The 19067-nt window shown below is 57.3% G+C and carries 14 protein-coding genes; 10 read left to right on the forward strand and 4 right to left on the reverse strand.

Going from position 1 to position 19067, the window contains the following annotated elements:
• The first annotated feature begins 57 nt into the window (after positions 1-57).
• From ACVBEG_RS03940 to ACVBEG_RS03970, 7 genes are all read left to right on the forward strand, one after another.
• Positions 58-1383: an ABC transporter substrate-binding protein gene (locus tag ACVBEG_RS03940; RefSeq protein ID WP_322177949.1), complete on the forward strand. Its 1326-nt coding sequence runs from the start codon at positions 58-60 to the stop codon at positions 1381-1383.
• Between the two features lie 59 nt (positions 1384-1442).
• Positions 1443-2207, forward strand: a complete 765-nt coding sequence (locus tag ACVBEG_RS03945; protein WP_322177950.1) for an ABC transporter ATP-binding protein — start codon at positions 1443-1445, stop codon at positions 2205-2207.
• 159 nt (positions 2208-2366) lie between these two features.
• The gene (locus ACVBEG_RS03950; protein WP_322278403.1) at positions 2367-2996 is read left to right on the forward strand and encodes a LysE family translocator; all 630 of its coding nucleotides are present in this window, start codon (positions 2367-2369) and stop codon (positions 2994-2996) included.
• A 183-nt stretch (positions 2997-3179) separates the two neighbouring features.
• Positions 3180-4862: a fatty acid--CoA ligase gene (locus ACVBEG_RS03955; protein WP_322177952.1), complete on the forward strand. Its 1683-nt coding sequence runs from the start codon at positions 3180-3182 to the stop codon at positions 4860-4862.
• 333 nt (positions 4863-5195) lie between these two features.
• Positions 5196-7118, forward strand: coding sequence for a DUF1302 domain-containing protein (locus ACVBEG_RS03960; protein ID WP_322177953.1), 1923 nt, complete (start codon positions 5196-5198; stop codon positions 7116-7118).
• Positions 7119-7150: 32 nt separating this feature from the next.
• Positions 7151-8557, forward strand: coding sequence for a DUF1329 domain-containing protein (locus ACVBEG_RS03965; protein ID WP_322278404.1), 1407 nt, complete (start codon positions 7151-7153; stop codon positions 8555-8557).
• A gap of 201 nt (positions 8558-8758) precedes the next feature.
• Positions 8759-11500 (forward strand): LuxR C-terminal-related transcriptional regulator, encoded by a 2742-nt coding sequence (locus ACVBEG_RS03970; RefSeq protein ID WP_447107403.1) that lies wholly within the window; start codon positions 8759-8761, stop codon positions 11498-11500.
• 251 nt (positions 11501-11751) lie between these two features.
• Here ACVBEG_RS03970 and ACVBEG_RS03975 read toward each other — a convergent pair whose 3' ends face one another.
• Positions 11752-12996, reverse strand: a complete 1245-nt coding sequence (locus ACVBEG_RS03975; protein WP_322177957.1) for an HD-GYP domain-containing protein — start codon at positions 12994-12996, stop codon at positions 11752-11754.
• Positions 12997-13509: 513 nt separating this feature from the next.
• Between ACVBEG_RS03975 and ACVBEG_RS03980 the strand changes: the two genes are divergently transcribed.
• Together ACVBEG_RS03980 and ACVBEG_RS03985 are read left to right on the forward strand one after the other, a co-directional pair.
• Entirely contained in the window at positions 13510-14154 is a 645-nt protein-coding gene (locus tag ACVBEG_RS03980; protein ID WP_322177958.1) for an MBL fold metallo-hydrolase, read from the forward strand.
• Between the two features lie 136 nt (positions 14155-14290).
• A complete protein-coding gene (locus ACVBEG_RS03985; protein ID WP_322177959.1) occupies positions 14291-14998 on the forward strand; it encodes an OmpA family protein in 708 nt (235 codons plus the stop codon).
• Between the two features lie 70 nt (positions 14999-15068).
• Here ACVBEG_RS03985 and ACVBEG_RS03990 read toward each other — a convergent pair whose 3' ends face one another.
• The 3 genes from ACVBEG_RS03990 to ACVBEG_RS04000 all read right to left on the reverse strand — a co-directional run bounded on the left by ACVBEG_RS03990 (position 15069) and on the right by ACVBEG_RS04000 (position 18537).
• A complete protein-coding gene (locus tag ACVBEG_RS03990) occupies positions 15069-15974 on the reverse strand; it encodes an acyltransferase (RefSeq protein WP_330201529.1) in 906 nt (301 codons plus the stop codon).
• Positions 15975-16036: 62 nt separating this feature from the next.
• Positions 16037-18127: a phosphate acetyltransferase gene (gene pta, locus ACVBEG_RS03995; protein WP_322177961.1), complete on the reverse strand. Its 2091-nt coding sequence runs from the start codon at positions 18125-18127 to the stop codon at positions 16037-16039.
• 95 nt (positions 18128-18222) lie between these two features.
• Complete coding sequence (locus tag ACVBEG_RS04000; protein WP_322183028.1) at positions 18223-18537, reverse strand: DUF3565 domain-containing protein; 315 nt, start codon at positions 18535-18537, stop codon at positions 18223-18225.
• Positions 18538-18550: 13 nt separating this feature from the next.
• Between ACVBEG_RS04000 and ACVBEG_RS04005 the strand changes: the two genes are divergently transcribed.
• Positions 18551-19036 carry an FKBP-type peptidyl-prolyl cis-trans isomerase gene (locus ACVBEG_RS04005; RefSeq protein ID WP_322177962.1) on the forward strand — a complete coding sequence of 162 codons (486 nt, stop codon included), beginning with the start codon at positions 18551-18553 and terminating at the stop codon, positions 19034-19036.
• Positions 19037-19067 lie beyond the last annotated feature (31 nt).

Consider the following 19067-nt stretch of genomic DNA (forward strand, 5'->3'; position numbering starts at 1 on the left):
CTCGTCCATTCCAACCCTTTAAACACTGATCGCCCTGATTCGATAAGGATAATTCCGATGCTAAAACGCACCTTTGTCAGAAGCCTCGCTTTGGCGCTGAGCCTGACCGCTACAGCCTTGACTGCGCATGCCGACAACGAGCAGTACTTCCCCCTGCAGAGCTATCGGGTTGGTCCCTACGCAGCCGGCGGTACCGGCTTTTTTGGTGGGTTTATCGACTACATGCAGTACGTCAATGCCAACGGTGGCGTGAACGGGGTCAAGCTGACCTGGAGCGAGTGCGAGACCGAGTACGTGGTAGAGAAGGGCGTTGAGTGCTACGAGCGTCTGAAAAAAGGACTTAACGGCGCGCCTGCTGCTGCCACCAACCCACTGTCGGTGGGGATCGCCTATGCGACGCTGGAGCGCTCGACCGCAGACAAGTTGCCGTTGATTACCATCAACCACGGCCGGACCGACTCCACTGACGGCAGTGTCTTCCCCTACGTATTTCCGCTGCAACTGAACCCCTATTCAGAAGTGTCAGCCATCATCAACTACATCGGCCAGCAAGCCGGCGGGCTGGACAAACTCAAGGGCAAGAAGATTGTCACCCTCTACCATGGCTCGCCGTACGGTAAGGAAACCAATGAGGTGTTGCAGACCCTGGCCGATAAATATGGCTTCGAGCTGACCCTGGCTGAAGTCCCGCACCCAGGCAACGAGCAGCAGTCACAGTGGCTGAACATTCGTCGGGCCAAGCCTGACTGGGTGATCCTGCGTGGCTGGGGGGTGATGAACCCGGTCGCATTGAAAACCGCACAGAAGGTCGGTTACCCGGCAGACCACATCATCGGCAACATCTGGAGTAACTCTGAAGAGGATGCCGCCCCGGCAGGCGCTGCAGCCAAAGGCTTTATTTCCATCACCACTCACCCTTCAGGCACCGACTTTCCTGTGCTGCAAGGCATCAAGAAGTCAGTACTGGATGCGGGTAAGGGCAACCTGGAAGATCCAAAACGGTTTGGCACGGTGTACTACAACCTCGGTGTGGTAAACGGCATTCTCAACGTTGAAGCGGTGCGGATCGCTCAGGAGAAATTTGGCAAAAAACCACTGACGGGTGAACAGGTTCGCTGGGGTTTCGAGCACCTGAACATCGACGAAGCACGACTCAAGGCGCTGGGTGCCGAGGGCCTGGTACAGCCGTTGAAACTGTCCTGCTCGGATCATGAGGGCGGCGGTGCCGTGCGCTTTCAGCAATGGGACGGTCAGAAATGGAACCTGATCAGTGATTGGGTGCAGGCCGACCGTGCGTTGTTGCGGCCGATCATCGAAGCCTCTTCGCATAAGTACGCGCAAGAAAAAGGCATTGCGCCACGCGATTGCAGCAAGGAGTCTTAAGCCGTCTATGGCCGAAGAGGGCTGCATGCGCTTCGGCCTCGTCACCTCTGGAGAGCGTCATGGCTGATACACCTATCCTGCAAATCGACAACATTGAAGTCCTGTACGAAAAAGCGATTCTTGCCGTTCGGGGCGTATCGCTGAAGGTGCCCGAAGGTGCCGTCGTGGTCTTGCTCGGTGCCAATGGCGCGGGCAAGAGCACAACCCTCAAAGCTGCTTCCAACTTGATCAGTGCCGAGCGTGGGGAGGTGGTTAAAGGGCAGATTCTCTATCGCGGACAGAACATCACCCGCAGCTCGACCAGCCATTTGGTGGCCAATGGTCTGGCGCAAGTGCTTGAAGGCAGGCACTGCTTCGCGCACCTGACCGTGGAAGAGAATCTACTGATTGGGGCGTTTGTGCGCAAACCGTCGCGGCAGGCATTGAAGGCCAGTCTTGAGCGCATTTACGCCTACTTCCCACGGCTCAAGGAACGGCGCAAAAGTCTGACGGGCTACACCTCAGGTGGTGAGCAGCAAATGGTCGCCATCGGTCGTGCGCTGATGGCTGAGCCACGCCTGGTGTTACTGGATGAGCCTTCGATGGGGCTGGCGCCACAGATTGTCGAAGAGATTTTCGAGATCGTCGATCAGCTCAATCGTCACGACGGCGTGAGCTTTCTGATCGCCGAACAGAATATCAACGTCGCTTTACGTTATGCCCAATACGCCTACGTACTGGAAAGTGGCCACGTGGTGAGTGAGGGACCGGCGCACCTCCTGGCCCAGCGTGAAGATATTCATGATTTTTATCTGGGCGGAAGGGGCGCTGCCGTTAATGGCTAGAGATGCCTGACCGTGGGCGGCGAACACCTGAACGCCACGGCGCAAAGGATTGTGCGGGTACTCGATCACCCAACTGTACCTTTTGCACGGTTGGACGAAGGCGTAATGTGGCCAGCACTCAATAGTGCTCATTGCTCACATGCTCGATACGGAGGCCCCATGTACTGGACGGAATTTCTGACTGTTGCCCTGATACACCTGCTCGCTGTCGCCAGTCCCGGCCCGGACTTCGCCGTGGTCGTGCGCGAAAGCGTGACCCACGGCCGCAAGGCAGGCACCTGGACCGCCATGGGCGTCGGCACCGCGATCTTCGTGCATGTGGGTTATTCGTTACTGGGCATCGGTCTGATCGTGTCGCAGTCGATCGTATTGTTCAACGCCCTCAAATGGGCGGCGGCCGCGTATTTGCTGTACATCGGCATCAAGGCCCTGCGCGCCAAACCGGCCAGCGCCACCGATGCACCCGTCAATCTGCCCGTGGGCGAACGTACCGCACGCGGTGCCTTTACCAGCGGTTTCGTTACCAATGGACTCAACCCCAAGGCGACGTTGTTTTTCCTGTCGTTGTTCACCGTGGTCATCAACCCGCACACCCCGTTGATGGTCCAGGCCGGTTATGGCGTGTACCTGGCCGTCGCGACGGGCGTCTGGTTCTGTCTGGTGGCGCGGTTGTTCAGCCAGGAGCGCGTACGTGCAGGGTTTGCACGGATGGGGCACTGGTTCGATCGGGCAATGGGCGCGGTGTTGGTTGCGCTGGGTGTGAAACTGGCCTTTACCTCGATTAATTGAATTTAGCGTTGTTTGCGCCTGGGTACCCCCTGAAAATCCCTCGATACGGATCGCTGCTTGATGGCGCAACGCCTGCATTCCCGCCCGCCCGCAAATCATCCCTTTGGCTGATTTGGCTGGCTGGCAAGGTCTCTAAAGTGCATATTTTTAAGCCAAGAATGTGCATTCAGAAAAGGGACTCCTATGTTGCAGACTCGCATCATTCCGCCAGCTGATGGCGCCTACCAGTACCCTCTTTTGATCAAGCGGCTATTGATGTCGGGTAGCCGTTACGAAAAAACTCGCGAGATCGTCTACCGGGACAAACTGCGTTACAGCTATCCGACCCTCAATGAGCGCATTGCCCGTCTGGCTAACGTCTTGACCGCTGCGGGGGTCAAGGCCGGGGATACCGTGGCGGTGATGGACTGGGACAGCCATCGTTATCTGGAGTGCATGTTCGCGGTGCCGATGATTGGCGCAGTGATCCACACCATCAATGTGCGCCTGTCACCGGACCAGATTCTCTACACCATGAACCACGCCGAAGATAAGTTCGTGCTGGTCAACAGCGAGTTCGTGGGGCTCTATCAGGCCATTGCCGGGCAACTGACCACGGTCGAGAACACTATTCTGCTGACCGATGCCCCGGAAAAGACCGCCGATCTGCCCAATCTGATCGGCGAGTACGAGGACCTGCTGGCGGCTGCGAGTACTCAGTATGAGTTCGAGGACTTCGACGAAAACTCGGTCGCCACGACTTTCTACACCACCGGTACCACGGGTAACCCCAAGGGTGTGTATTTCACTCACCGGCAATTGGTGCTGCACACCATGGGGGTGGCGACGATCATGGGCTGTATCGACAGCGTGCGGCTGCTCGGCACCAATGACGTGTACATGCCGATCACCCCGATGTTCCATGTGCATGCCTGGGGCGTACCTTATGCCGCGACCATGCTCGGGCTCAAGCAGGTCTATCCCGGTCGTTACGACCCGGAATTGCTGGTTGAGCTATGGCGCAAGGAGAAGGTTACGTTCTCCCATTGTGTACCGACCATCCTGCAGATGGTGCTCAACGCCAAAGCAGCTCAGGGCACGGACTTCTCCGGTTGGAAGATCATCATCGGCGGCAGTTCACTCAACCGTACGACCTATGACGCGGCCAAGGCCAAGGGTATTCAGTTGACGGCTGCTTACGGTATGTCTGAAACCTGCCCGCTGATCTCCGTCGCACATTTGAATGACGAAATGCTGGCCGGCAGTGACGACGAACGCATCACCTATCGGATCAAAGCCGGCGTGCCCGGGGTGCTGGTGGATGCGGCGATCATCGACCTGGACGGAAACTTCCTGCCGGCGGATGGCGAGTCTCAGGGCGAACTGGTGCTGCGTGCGCCCTGGCTGACGGAGGGCTATTACCGCGAGCCGGAAAAAGGCGCCGAGCTGTGGGCGGGCGGCTGGCTGCACACTGGGGATGTCGCGACGCTGGACAGCATGGGCGTGATCGATATTCGGGACCGGATCAAGGACGTGATCAAGACGGGCGGCGAATGGGTGTCCTCGCTGGCACTCGAAGATTTGATCAGCCGTCATCCAGCGGTACGTGAAGTAGCAGTCGTCGGTATCGTAGATCCGCAATGGGGTGAACGGCCTTTCGCGTTATTGGTGATACGCGAAGAGCACAACATCGGCGCCAAAGAGCTGAAGGAACATTTGAAGCCGTTTGTCGAACTTGGGCACATTAATAAGTGGGCGATTCCAAGCCAGATTGCCCTTGTTACTGAAATTCCCAAGACCAGTGTCGGCAAGCTCGACAAGAAACGTATTCGCCTGGATATCATCGAGTGGCAGAAGACCAACAGCACCTTCCTCTCGACACTCTGAGTGCCTTTTGCCGTGCTCGCTGAGCGCGGCAAGCCCCCAAGCAAGCGCTTGTCTTGCCAAATCCTGAAATTACGCCATTCTCCCGGTGCCAGCTGTGACTGGTCGGTCGAAATAGCCGTGCCAGAGGGTTTGCCGCTGTAAATCACACTTTAGAGGGATCAAGTGCCCGTACCTGCTGGCTATAGTCGGTACAGGGTCTTAGTAAGAGCGGCTATAACGCCCCCTCGTATCGCAGCCTTCCAGGCTGCCCGATGGCGTTAACACTCAAGAGCACTTGAGCCGGTCCCGGAAAAGCCCACTGCCATAACAATAAAAGCACATGGAGTAGCGTCGATGACATCAGTTAACCAGTTCTGGCGCCGGGCGAAATTGCCTCTGGCCGTCAGCCTCGCCTCTACGCTCGCCGGTCCGGCATTTGGCGTAAGTTTCAACATCGGTGAAATCGAAGGTCAGTTCGACTCGTCGCTTTCGATAGGCGCCAGTTGGTCTACGCAGAATCCCAACAAGAATCTCATCGGTTCCAATAACGGCGGCCACGGCCTGTCGCAGACCTCCGATGATGGCCATTTGAATTTCAAGAGCGGGGAAACGTTCTCGAAGATCTTCAAGGGCATTCACGATCTTGAGTTGAAATACGGCGACACCGGTGTGTTTCTCCGGGGCAAGTACTGGTATGACTTTAAGCTTAAGGACGATGATCTCAATTTCAAGAACATCAGCGACAGCGGCCGCAAGGAAGCCGCGAAATCGTCGGGCGCCGAGCTGCTTGATGCGTTCGTCTACCACAACTACTCCATTGGGGATGAACCAGGTTCCGTGCGGTTGGGTAAGCAAGTCGTCAGTTGGGGTGAAAGTACCTTCATCCAGGGCGGTATCAACAGCATCAACCCGGTCGACGTGTCAGCCTTCCGCCGTCCCGGCGCGGAAATCAAGGAAGGCTTGATTCCGGTCAACATGTTCTACCTCTCGCAAAACATCACCGAGAACCTCTCGGCCGAGGGCTTTTATCAAATTGGATGGGACCAGACGGTTGTCGATAACTGCGGCACCTTCTTCTCGCAACCGGACGTGATCGCCGACGGCTGCAACAACAACCTGGCCGTGTTGAAAACCAAAAATGGTCTAAATAGCGCGTTGCCAGCCAGTTTGCGTTCACCTGTGTCAAATAGCTTGGCGGCCCAGGGCGTTACCTTCGGCAACCCGGATGAAGGCGTAATCGTGCGTCGTGGTCCTGACCGTGACGCCCGCGACAGCGGCCAGTTCGGCCTGGCCACGCACTACATGTTCGATCCACTGGACACCGAGTTCGGTGCCTATTTCATGAATTACCACAGCCGCAACCCGATCTTCAGTGGCCAAGGCGCCCCGGCCAGCGCTTATAGCCCAGCCAACCTGGTTGGTTCGCTGGCTCGCAATGGCGTACCGCTACGGACTGCTGCGGCTTTGGCGCCGACCCTGCTGCCGTTGGTCGTGGCCGGCAACTCCAGCTATTACGTTGAATACCCGGAAGACATTCGTCTGTACGGCCTGAGCTTCTCTACCACCCTGCCTACCGGTACGGCGTGGAGTGGTGAGGTCAGCTACCGTCCGAACGCGCCGGTGCAACTCAACACCACCGATATCCTGTACTCCGGTCTTACGCCGTTGAACCCGAACGTATCGATGCTGCAAGGCAAGCCGGGTACTGACCAGTCGGGTTATCGCCGCAAGGAAGTTACCCAGTTCCAGACCACCTTCACCCAGTTCTTCGATCAGGTGATGGGCGCCGAGCGACTGACTGTCGTGGGCGAAGTCGGCTGGACTCACGTCGGTGGGCTGGAAAGTACCTCGAAAATCCGTTACGGCCGCGACCCGAGCTACGGCCCAGGTCCCCTGCCTAATGGTCAGTGCGCCACGCTCAACGCCAGCACCCTGGCCGGCGCAGCCCAGAACAACGTCTCGCGTTATTGCGAAAACGATGGCTTCACCACGGCTGACTCCTGGGGCTATCGTGCTCGTGCGATCTGGGATTACAACAGTGTGTTTGCAGGTATCAACCTCAAGCCAAGCATTGCCTGGTCGCATGACGTCTCTGGCTACTCGCCGGGTCCTGGTGGCAACTTCGAAGAAGGGCGCAAGGCTATCAGCCTGGGCCTGGATGCCGAATACCAGAACACCTACACCGCGAACCTTTCGTACACCAACTTCTTCGACGGCAAGTACACCACTGTGGATGACCGCGATTTTGTTGCGCTCAGCGTTGGCATGAACTTCTAAGAATACGGTTTTTTTTCAGGACGACTATGAACATGAAAATGACAAAGGGTCTGTTACAAGTCGGTGTACTGGGTCTGTCATTGCTGGCGACCGGGGTGATGGCTGCTGTGTCGGAATCCGAGGCCGCCAAACTGGGTACAACCTTGACGCCGATGGGCGCCGAAAAGGCCGGTAACGCCGCAGGGACGATCCCTGCATGGAGCCCGCTGCCAAAAAATGCTGGCGCTGTGGACAGCAAGGGTTTCCTTGCTGACCCCTATGCTCAGGAACAACCGCTGTTTGTGATCACCGCGCAAAACGTCGATCAGTACAAAGACAAGCTGGCGCCAGGGCAAATAGCGATGTTCAAGCGCTATCCGGAGACTTTCAAAATGAAGGTCTTCCCGTCCCATCGTGGCGCGACGGTGCCTGATGACGTGTTCGCAGCGATCAAAGGCAACGCGACCAAGACCAAACTGGTCGCGGGTGGTAACGGCCTTGAGAACTTCAAGACGGCGATTCCATTCCCGATCCCGCAAAACGGTTCTGAGGTGATCTGGAACCATATCACCCGTTATCGCGGTGGCAGCGTTCAGCGTCTGGTGACCCAGGCCACGCCGCAGGCCAATGGCTCCTACAACCTGGTTTACTTCAAGGATCAGTTCGTTTTTCGCGATAACGTGAAAAAATCCGGTGCAGACGATGCGAAAGCCAAGTCTGGCGATGAAGATGAGAAAACCGGTGACACCAGCAACATCCTTTTCTACTTCAAGCAGGAAGTAACCGCGCCCGCACGTCTGGCCGGTGGGGTACTGCTGGTGCACGAAACCCTCGATCAGGTAAAAGAACCGCGTATGGCCTGGGTGTACAACGCCGGTCAACGTCGCGTACGTCGCGCGCCACAAGTGTCTTATGACGGGCCGGGTACCGCAGCAGATGGTCTGCGCACCTCGGACAACCTGGACATGTACAACGGCGCACCTGATCGTTACGACTGGAAACTGATCGGCAAGCAGGAAATGTACATCGCCTCTGACAGCTATAAGCTCGATGATCCGACCCTTAAATATGCCGACATCATCAAGGCCGGTCATATCAACCAGGATCTGGCGCGCTATGAACTGCGTCGTGTCTGGCACGTGACCGCTACCTTGAAGGAAGGCCAGCGCCACATCTATGCCAAACGTGACTTCTTCATCGATGAAGACACCTGGCAGGCAGCGGTGATCGATCACTACGACGGTCGTGGTCAACTGTGGCGTGTGGCTGAAGCTCACTCCCAGAACTACTACAACGTACAAGTGCCGTGGTACACCCTGGAAACCCTCTACGATCTGCAATCGGGCCGTTACCTGGCGCTCGGTATGAAGAACGAAGAGAAAGCAGCTTATAACTTCAAGTTCGAGGCGAGCGTCAGCGATTTCTCTCCTTCGGCCTTGCGCCAGTCTGGCGTACGGTAACGATTCATCGCTAAACGCACACTGAAAACGCCCCGACTGTTCGGGGCGTTTTCTATTGAGAGCCCCTATGTTCACGGGGAGCGATGCAGGTTGTTGTAATCTTTTTCTAAAAATGCGCCAAATTCCTTCAAAAGGACCGACGTACCCGCTAGTCTGCGGACATCTGCAATGCCGATAACAGCACTTTAATAAGAGCCGGCTATGACTGATTTGTCCCGTCTGCAAGGGTTTGACAGCCACGCGGTTACCGCGCTGGAAGGCCGTTTCTTTCGACCACCGTTGCCCGAAGGTTATGTACTGCGTCCACGTTTATGTGAGCGCTTGAGTGCAGGCCTGGCGGGGCGGCTGTTGTTGGTCTGCGCCCCGGCAGGTTTTGGCAAGAGTTCGCTGGCGGTAGAGTTTTGTCAGAGCCTGCCGGCTCAGTGGCAAAGCCTGTGGCTGGGGCTGAGTCATCGCGACAGTGATCCGGGGCGCTTTCTTGAGCGTCTGCTTGCCGGTCTGCAACAATTTTTCCCACAGCTGGGTACCCAGGCGCTGGGTTTGTTGAAGATGCGCCAACGCCATCAACCCTTTGCATTCGAAGAGTGGCTTGATGGCCTGCTTGACGAGCTGACCACGCACCTGATGCTGAGCAAGCCACTGCTGCTGGTGCTGGACGATTACCATCTCGCTCAGGGGCCGGTGCTCGACCGCTGCCTGCAGTTTTTCCTCAATCACTTACCCGCCGGGCTGATCGTGATGGTCACCAGCCGTCAGCGTCCGAACTGGCACCTGGCACGGCTGCGACTGTCGCGCCAACTGCTTGAGCTCAATGAGCAGGATTTGCGCCTGACCAACGCCGAGTCGGTGGCGGTGCTTGAACAGCACTCGAATTCGCTGGACAGTGAAGCGCTGCAAAGTCTGATTCTGCGCAGCGAGGGTTGGGTAGCCGGGTTGCGCTTCTGGCTGCTGGCCGCGTCTGAAGCGGGCAGTGACAATGCGCTGCCACAAGCGCTGCATGGCGGGGAAGGGCTGATTCGCGATTACCTGCTCGAAGAGGTGATCGACTTTCTACCGACCGATGTTCAGGCGTTTTTGTACGATACCGCCTGCCTGGAGCGTTTTTGCATCGAGCTGTGCGATGCCGCTCGCGAAACGTATGACAGCGCCGAAATGCTGCGTTATCTGCAAGCGCATCAGGTCTTCCTGGTGCCGCTGGATGAGCATGGCCGCTGGTTTCGTTATCACCATTTGTTTTCCGACTTGTTGCGCACCCGGCCCGGCGCCGAGACCGGCCCGCAGCAACCCCGCCTGCACCTGAATGCCTGTCGATGGTTCAGCGACCAGGGTCTGCTCGACGAGGCCGTCGAACAAGCCTTGCGTGCGGGGCATCTGGATGTCGCTGCCAATCTGGTGCAGAACCTGTCCGAAGAGCAACTGCTGGCCGAGCAGAATGTCGGGATGCTGCTGCGTTGGAAAATGGACTTGCCTGACAGTCTGCTGATCAGCACGCCACGCTTGATCGTGCTCTATAGCTGGGCGCTGGGCCTGGCGTGCCAGCTGGATGCCGCTGAAGAGTTGGCCAGCCACTTGAGTCGCTTTCTGCCCGCGCCCTCGGCGACAGCGCAAAAATCCATGCTCGCCCAGTGGCTGGCGCTCAGCGGGATTATTGCCCGAGGGCGTGGCGACAGTGCCAAGGCCCGGCTCTATTGCAACGAAGCGCTGCTCAGCCTGCCGCATAAACGTTACGGTCAACGGCTGACGTGCCTGTCGACGCTGGCTAATCTGGCCATTGCCGAGGGTGACCCCTTGCGCGCCCGGGTACTCAATCGCGAGGCGCTTGAGCTGGCGCAACGGGTCGCCAATCCGTTATTTGAAGCCCTTGCCCATTATGATCGGGCGCGGGTGTTGCAGGCGCGTGGCGAGGTATTGCGTGCGCTGGACGAAGTCCACCAGGGCCAGGAGCGGCTCAAGGGTTTGCCAGCCCAACGGCTCTATGCTGTTCGTGCGCGGCTGACACTGTATGAAGGCTATCTGCTGACGATGCGCATGCAGCCTGAAGCGGGGCGTGCGCGGCTGTTGGCCGGGTTGTCTGAAGCGCGAGCCTGTCGTGATATCAGCGTATTGATCGGCCACTGTGTGATCGCAGGGCTAGACGGGCGCGACGGCCGTTTTGCCGAGGCCTTTGCCGAGTTGGGCGAGGCCGAGCGCTTGATGCACATCTGGGACGTGCCGCCAATCTACTACCTGGCCATGATCACTCTGGTCAAATGTGAGCTGTGGTTGTTGCAAGGCCGCATCGACCTCGCCGACGCCTGGTTGGTGCGGTTGGCGCAAACCTATGGCGGTGATCAGGCCGCTGCCGCACCGGAGTGTCACCCGCAACTGCCGCAACACATCGAATTACAGCGCGCAGTGCTCGAACGCATCCAAGGGCTGCGGCCCGAATCCGAGCAACGCCTGCTCGCCCTCGAACAACAGGCACACAATGCCGGTGCCCACTCTATTTATGTCGCCGCACTGACCCAGCAAATCCTACCGCTGTTGGGCACTGCGCGCGAAGCACAGGCGCGAACACTGTTCACCCGTAGCTTGCAAGCAGCCACCGGTGGCGCACTTCTGCCTTTCCACTGGCTGGTGAGCGGGCATCCCGATTGGTTGCGAGAACAACTGCTGCAAAGCGCACCGGGTGCGGTTCGCGATTCGCTACTGGAACTGTTGCCGCCCGCGGTTGCTTTGCGCGAACCTAGCGAACCTCTGCACTGCGCAGAACAACTCAGCGCCCGCGAACTCGCCGTGCTCCAACTCATCGCTCAGGGCTGCTCCAATCAGCAAATCAGCGAACAGCTGTTCATCTCCCTGCACACCGTAAAAACCCACGCCAGCCACATCAACAGCAAACTGGGGGTCGAACGGCGAACGCAAGCGGTGGCACGGGCGCAGGAGATGGGGTTGTTGGGGTGAGGGCAACTTGGCGAGGTTGGCTTCACCGTAAAGTTCTTAGGCCTCCACCCAACGACGGAGCAAGGTAGGGTCCATCTGAAACTGAGCGGCTATATGGCGAAAAACCTTTAACCAGCTCAAGGAAAGCGGTGATGGCGGATAGCTTGAACTGCTTTGAATATTTGCCCATGAAAAAACCCCCATAGATTGGATGGGTGTCCAACTTCTGGGGCGCAGTTCATTCTGCCCGGAGTTCCTTAGCATTCAGGACGTCAACCGAACAGGTTGCCTTCGGCTAGTGAGAGGCCAGACCAGAGCTCTTCAGCGTTGGTGATGCCCCAGTCCTCAGCCAACTCGATTTGCACAATTTTGTCTGGTTCCTCGAGGCAGGCAAGATCAATGATCTTATGGGGAATCGCCATTTTGCTTCGCGTTGACAGGAATACTTTAACTTTGGGGGTCAGAAGGGACTGTTCATTCTGCTCAATGACTACGCCCATGCGACCGCTTTGCAGGCTGACTAAAGCGCCAATGGGGTAAATGCCGATGGTTTTAACAAAGCTCTGGAAAACTATTTCATCGAAATGCCCTTTCCAGGAGGCCATTTCGCGAATGGAGTGTGCAGGACCCCAGCCCTTTTTATACGAGCGCTCGGACGTCACTGCGTCATACACGTCGCACACCGCGCCCATTCGGGCAAACAGACTGATCTGGTCCCCAGCCAGGCCATGTGGGTAACCCAAACCGTTGATTTTTTCGTGGTGATGCAAGCATACGTCAAGCACGTGAGTGCTGACGTCCTCGCTCCTCTCCAGAATTTTCAGCCCCTCTTCCGGGTGGCTCTGGACGAGTTTGAACTCCTCGGGTGTCAGCTTTCCGGCCTTATCGAGGATGGCGCTTGAGATCATCATCTTGCCGACATCGTGCATGAGGCCGGCCATCCCTGCTTCACGGACTTGCTCCTCGTTCATCTGCAGTTGTCGGGCCAGCGCAATCATCAATATACACACGGCCACGGAGTGCATGTAGGTGTAGTCGTCAGACGTTTTCAAGCGCGCCAGACTGATAAGCGCATGGGGATGGCGAAGTATGGAGTTGGTTATTTCATCCACCAAAAAAGCGCCATCCTCCACTTTTATAGCCTGGCCCAGTCTTGCGTCACTGAACATTTTTACGACGGCTTCTTTGGCTCGCACACAGATCTTTAAGGCCTGGGACAGCTCTTCATCCAGACTGACCCTGGAGGGGATGGTCGCGGGCTGTACGAAGGGAATGGGTGGAGAGGGCGGAAGGAAAGGCGCCTCGAACTGTTGAGGATTATCGTCAGTGACAGGAGGATGACCCTTGCCGGTATCCACCCACACTTCTGTAATAGCCGACTGCTGGATCCGTACAATATCCAGAGCATCTTTGAGTTCAAAGCTGCCTTTCCAAAAGGGATGCGCAACCCATGCACCACAGAATTTATGGATGTACATGCCAAGGGCAAGTTCAGAGGTGGGGATTTTTTTCAGCATCGCCAGTTTCTCAGTACAGCCAAGCCTTCCTGCAAGTAAGCTGGCTTTATTCTTGTGACCGCGAAAACAAAACCCGTCACGACGCCTGATACTTTCAGGTGAACAGTCGACATTACTTCACCCTTTAGAGCGCGCTTGATGGCGTGATTGACTCGCAGTGATCGCATAGTGCCATTATAGCCTGGCCCTTCCTGAAAAAGCGTACAAAGCTAAACAGTGGTCGTGCTTTATTTTTTTGTCTTTAAATTTATACGATATAAATCAACAGGTTGCTGTGATTATTTTTTGATTTTCAATTGTAACCACTGCGCGGGTCAGGTGTGCCGTGGAAAAAAATCAGCAAGCTTTCCTGCTGTTTTTTCCTTGGTCCCGCCCGTGCTGGCGTCTTGGACAATCGGATGCAAACCTCGGGCCTGTAGGCGAGGAACTCGGTATGGAGAGGGCGAAAACCGACGCTCGACGGCATGGCCTCTACAATTCAAACTTACGTCTATCCATCTCCCGGGAGGCCCCATGCAAGTCGCCAAACCGTCACTCATCCGCGAAACTTTTCCCGTCGGTCCTTTGCAGTGCAACTGCACGATCATCGGCGACCCCATCACCAAGCAAGCAATCGTGGTCGACCCGGGTGGCGATCATGAGTTGATTCTGGCTCGGCTGGAGGCATTGGGGCTGAGGGTGGTCAGTATTATTCATACCCATGCGCATCTGGATCATTTTCTGGCGTCCGGATTGATGAAGGAGAAGACTGGGGCGACGTTGCATTTGCATCGGGAGGACAAGTTCCTCTGGGACAATCTGGAGATGCAGTGCCAGATGTTCGGTGTGCCTTATACGCCGGTACCGCCGCCGGATCGTTGGCTGGCCGATGATGAGGCGTTGCCGTGTGGTTGCGGCGTGGCGTTGCACACCCCCGGGCATACACCCGGTTCGATGAGCTTCTGGTTTGCCGACGACAAGCTGTTGATTGCCGGTGACACGCTGTTCAAGCGCGGGATTGGGCGTACGGATTTGTGGGGTGGCGATCAGGCGACCATCGTTCGTTCGATCAAACAGCGCTTGTACTGCCTGGACGAAGAGGCAACGGTGATCACCGGTCATGGCCCCGAGACACGCTTGGGCGACGAGATGCGCCAGAATCCTTACGTTCGGGCGTGAAATTTGTTACATCGGGATTATGGAATTTTTTCCTGAAGTGAGGCTCTAATCGCCGCACGGTCTGCGTCTGACGTTCGTTGCGTTATCGAAAGCGGCCATAAAAAGTAGCCCTAGGAAGTTAAACAGGAGTTCCTCAATGTTCACCTCGCGTCGTTTGATTCTTGTCGCTACTGCTGTTGCCTTGTTGTCCGGGTGCGCGTCACCTAATCCTTATGACAATCAAGGACAGGCTGATAATTCGGGTGGTGTCAGCAAGACCGCCAAATACGGTGGCCTGGGTGCGCTGGCCGGGGCCCTGGCCGGTGCGGCGATCAGTCACGATAACCGTGGCAAGGGGGCGCTGATTGGCGCAGCAGTTGTTGGTGCCAGTGCTGCCGGTTACGGTTATTACGCTGACAAGCAAGAAGCCGAGTTGCGCAAAAGCATGGCCAATACCGGGGTCGAGGTGCAGCGTCAGGGTGATCAGATCAAGCTGATCATGCCGGGCAACATCACCTTCGCCACGGACTCTTCAGCCATTGCCAGCAGCTTCTATTCGCCGCTGAATAATCTGGCGGGCTCCTTGAAGCAGTTCAACCAGAACATGATTGAAATCGTGGGCTACACCGACAGTACCGGTAGTCGTCAGCACAACATGGACCTGTCCCAGCAGCGTGCGCAAAGCGTAAGTACTTACCTGACTTCGCAAGGCGTCGACCCTTCTCACCTGTCCGTACGTGGCGCAGGTCCGGATCAGCCGATTGCCAGCAACGCCGACGTGAATGGCCGGGCGCAGAACCGTCGGGTTGAAGTTAACCTGAAGCCTATTCCGGGTCAGCAATACCAGCAGCCGCCGCAGCAGTAAGACAGCATTTTTGATATCTGCCGCTAACCCGGCAGGAGCGAATTCACTCGCTCCTGCCGTCAGGTTGCGATCAACGCTTTTGTGGGTATTCCTGGTGCAGGCGATCCAGGAGTAAATCCTTGTCTTCCCACAATCGGTTGATCCACTGCTGGAATTCCAGGCGGTATTCACCGTCCTGGTCATAATTGCTGCCGATGAACTGCGGTGGGATTTTGATTTCTTCGAAATGCGCGACCACTTCCCTGACGTTACCGCACAGCAGATCCCAGTAACCTGGGCGCCCACCTGGGTAGTGAATGGTCACGTTGACGATGGCCTCCAACTGATCGCCCATGGCGTCGAGTACAAACGCGATGCCGCCCGCTTTGGGTTTGAGCAGGTGGCGAAAGGGCGAGTTCTGCTCGGCGTGTTTGCTCTCGGTGAACCGCGTGCCTTCCACGAAGTTGAAGATACCCACCGGGTTATTGCGGAACTTGTCGCAAGTACGCTGCGTGGTTTCCAGGTCTTTGCCCTTCTTCTCCGGGTGTTTGGCCAGGTACGCCTTGGAGTAACGCTTCATGAACGGAAAACCCAGCGCCCACCAGGCCAGGCCAATAACCGGTACCCAGATCAACTCCTGCTTGAGAAAGAACTTCAGCGGACGGATGCGCCGATTGAGTACGTATTGCAGGACCATGATGTCGACCCAGCTTTGATGGTTGCTGGTAATCAGGTACGAGTGTTGATAGTCCAGGCCTTCGAGCCCGCTCAGGTGCCAGCGGGTGTTGCGCACCAGCTTCATCCAGGCTTTGTTGTTGCTGATCCAGGCTTCGTGGATGTGGCTCATCAGCCAGTCGGTCAAGCGTTGGGCGGCAGGGAAGGGCAGGCACAGCTTGAAGATGGCGACCACGAACAACGGTGTGCAGCAAACGATTGTGTTAAGCGCCAAAAGCAACGAGGCAATCACGCCTCGCAATGGGGCAGGCAAAAAGTCCATGCGGGGCAGGGCTCCAAAAATAGTTCAAGTGCCGCCGGACTTCCCGGCGGTTGTTATTGGGGTCAGGAAAGGTTGTCAGCCTGAATCGCCGTAAGGGCGATGGTGTAGACGATGTCATCGACCTGAGCGCCGCGCGGCAGGTCGTTAACCGGTTTGCGCAGGCCTTGCAGCATCGGGCCGAGGCTGACGCAATCTGCGCTGCGCTGCACGGCTTTGTAAGTGGTGTTGCCGGTATTCAGGTCCGGGAACACAAACACCGTGGCACGTCCGGCGACCGGGCTGTTGGGCGCCAGTTGGCGAGCGACGGTTTCGTTGGCGGCGGCATCGTACTGCAGCGGACCGTCGATCAAAAGGTCGCTTTGGGCCCGATGCGCCAGTTGCGTGGCTTCACGGACTTTTTCCACTTCTTCGCCGCTGGCCGAATCACCGCTGGAGTAACTGATCATCGCCACCCTCGGCGCAATGCCGAAAGCCACTGCCGAATCGGCGCTTTGCAGGGCGATTTCAGCCAACTCGTTGGCGCTGGGGTGCGGGTTCATGATGCAGTCGCCGTAGACCAGTACCTGCTCCGGGAACAGCATGAAAAATACGGACGACACCAAGGTGCAGCCCGGCGCGGTCTTGATCAGTTGCAACGCCGGACGGATGGTATTGGCGGTGGAGTGGATGACCCCGGAAACCAGGCCGTCGACCTCATCGAGCGCCAGCATCATGGTGCCGATCACTACGGTGTCTTCCAATTGCTGTTCGGCCATCGGCGCGTTGAGGCTCTTGCTTTTGCGCAGCTCGACCATGGGTACGATATAGCGTCCCCGGATCAGGTCCGGGTCGAGAATTTCCAGCCCTGCTGGCAACTCGATGCCCTGGGCCTGGGCCACGGCATAGACTTCTTCTGGCTTGGCCAGCAGCACGCAACGGGCGATGCCGCGTGCCTGGCAGATGGCCGCCGCCTGGATGGTCAACGGCTCGCTGCCTTCCGGGAGGACGATACGCTTGTTGGCGGCTTGTGCGCGCTGGATCAATTGATAGCGAAAGACCGCCGGGGACAGGCGCATTTCCCGAGGTGTGCCGCAACGCTGGTGCAACCACTTCGCGTCCAGATGCCCGGCGACAAAATCGGTAATTATTTCCGCGCGCTCGCGGTCATCGATAGGGATCTCTTTGTTCAGTTGGTTCAGCTGGTTCGCCGTGTCATACGAGCCGGTGCTCACGGACAATACGGGCAAGCCCGCTTGTAGCGCGCCGCGGCACAGCTCCATGATCCGTGGATCAGGCACGGTGTCGCTGGTCAGCAGCAGGCCAGCCAACGGGACGCCGTTCATCGCTGCAAGGCTGACGGCGAGGATGATGTCATCGCGATCGCCAGGCGTTACCACGAGTACGCCCGGTTTAAGCAGCGATACGGTGTTGAGCACGGTGCGCGCGCAGAGGATGACTTTAGACATGCGCCGCTGCTCGTAATCGCCGGCATTGAGTACCTGTGCGCCAAGCAGATCGGCCACGTCGCGGGTACGCGGTGCGTTCAGGTCAGCCTGAAACGGAATACAGCCCAGTAGGCGGAAATCACCGTTGCGCAACAAAGGCGAGTGTTCTTTGAGGCGAGCGGCGAAGGCTTCCATGCTTTCGTCGGTGCGCACTTTGTTCAAAATTACGCCGAGGACTTTAGGGTCTTTTGGCCCGCCGAACAGTTGCGCCTGCAATTCGACCCGCCCGGACAGCTCGGTCAGCACTTCATTTTCCGGCGCGGAGACCAGAATCACTTCTGCATCCAGGCTTTTCGCCAAATGCAGATTGACCCGCGCGGCGTAGCTGGCATGGCGGGTAGGTACCATGCCTTCGACGATCAGCACGTCCTTGCCTACCGCCGCCTCTTGATACAACTGGATGATTTCTTCCAGCAATTCGTCTAGCTGGCCATCGCCGAGCATCCGTTCGACATGGGCCAGCCCCAGCGGTTTAGGAGGCTTGAGCCCGTGGGTGCGAGCGACCAGTTCGGTGGATCGCTCTGGCCCCAGATCGCCCGGATGAGGTTGGGCGATGGGTTTGAAAAAGCCGACCTTGAGCCCTGCACGTTCAAGCGTGCGCACCAGGCCCAGGCTGATGGAAGTCAGACCCACACCGAAGTCAGTGGGGGCGATAAAAAAAGTTTGCATGCGGGCTTCTCAATTGAGCAGTGCAAGGGCGGCGCGGATCAGCCAGCCAAAATACCGGTTTACGTCACTGATTCTTTTCGTACATTACAGGCACGCTATCGATTCTCGGTGCCTTGGTTGGGCATAAGACTATCGCTATCCAGGCTCTGCGCACACCAGCCACAGCTAAAGCTTTTACCTATTCGTTGTTGCCGTTGCGCTGGATCAAGCACCCAAGGCCGCGATTGCCATGGCGGTTGATGGCGTAGATGCTGGGTGTGGCCGCAGGAAAGCACGGCAATCCAGTGCCCTTCCTCGTCCTGGCGAAACTCAAGAAGTGTCGGGTTTTCCAATCTGGGCCGTCCGTCAGAGTTGCGTTCGCTTTCGGGCGATTGCTTGGTTAAACTTGATCGTTCTCCAATCTTAAGCAAAAGGTCTTGCCCCATGCCGATCGCCGCCAACAAGGCTGTCTCCATTGACTATACCCTGACCAACGACGCTGGTGAGGTCATCGATAGTTCCGCCGGCGGCGCGCCGCTGGTCTACCTGCAAGGTGCAGGCAACATCATTCCGGGCCTGGAGAAGGCTCTGGATGGCAAGAGCGTCGGTGACGAACTGAAAGTGTCCATCGAGCCGGAAGACGCTTATGGCGAATACCTGGCCGAACTGGTCAGCACCCTGAGCCGCAGCATGTTCGAAGGTGTCGACGAACTGGAAGTGGGTATGCAGTTCCACGCGTCGGGCCCGGACGGCAGCATGCAGATCGTGACCATCCGCGATCTGGATGGCGATGATGTGACCGTTGACGGCAACCATCCTTTGGCGGGTCAGCGTTTGAATTTCGAGGTCAAGATCATTGAAATTCGTGACGCCAGCCAGGAAGAAGTCGCTCATGGTCACGTGCATGGCGAAGGCGGCCATCACCATTGATTTGTGCTGCTAAGCTCTGTTAGCTGGCAAG

This window comes from Pseudomonas sp. GG8 (assembly GCF_052976945.1).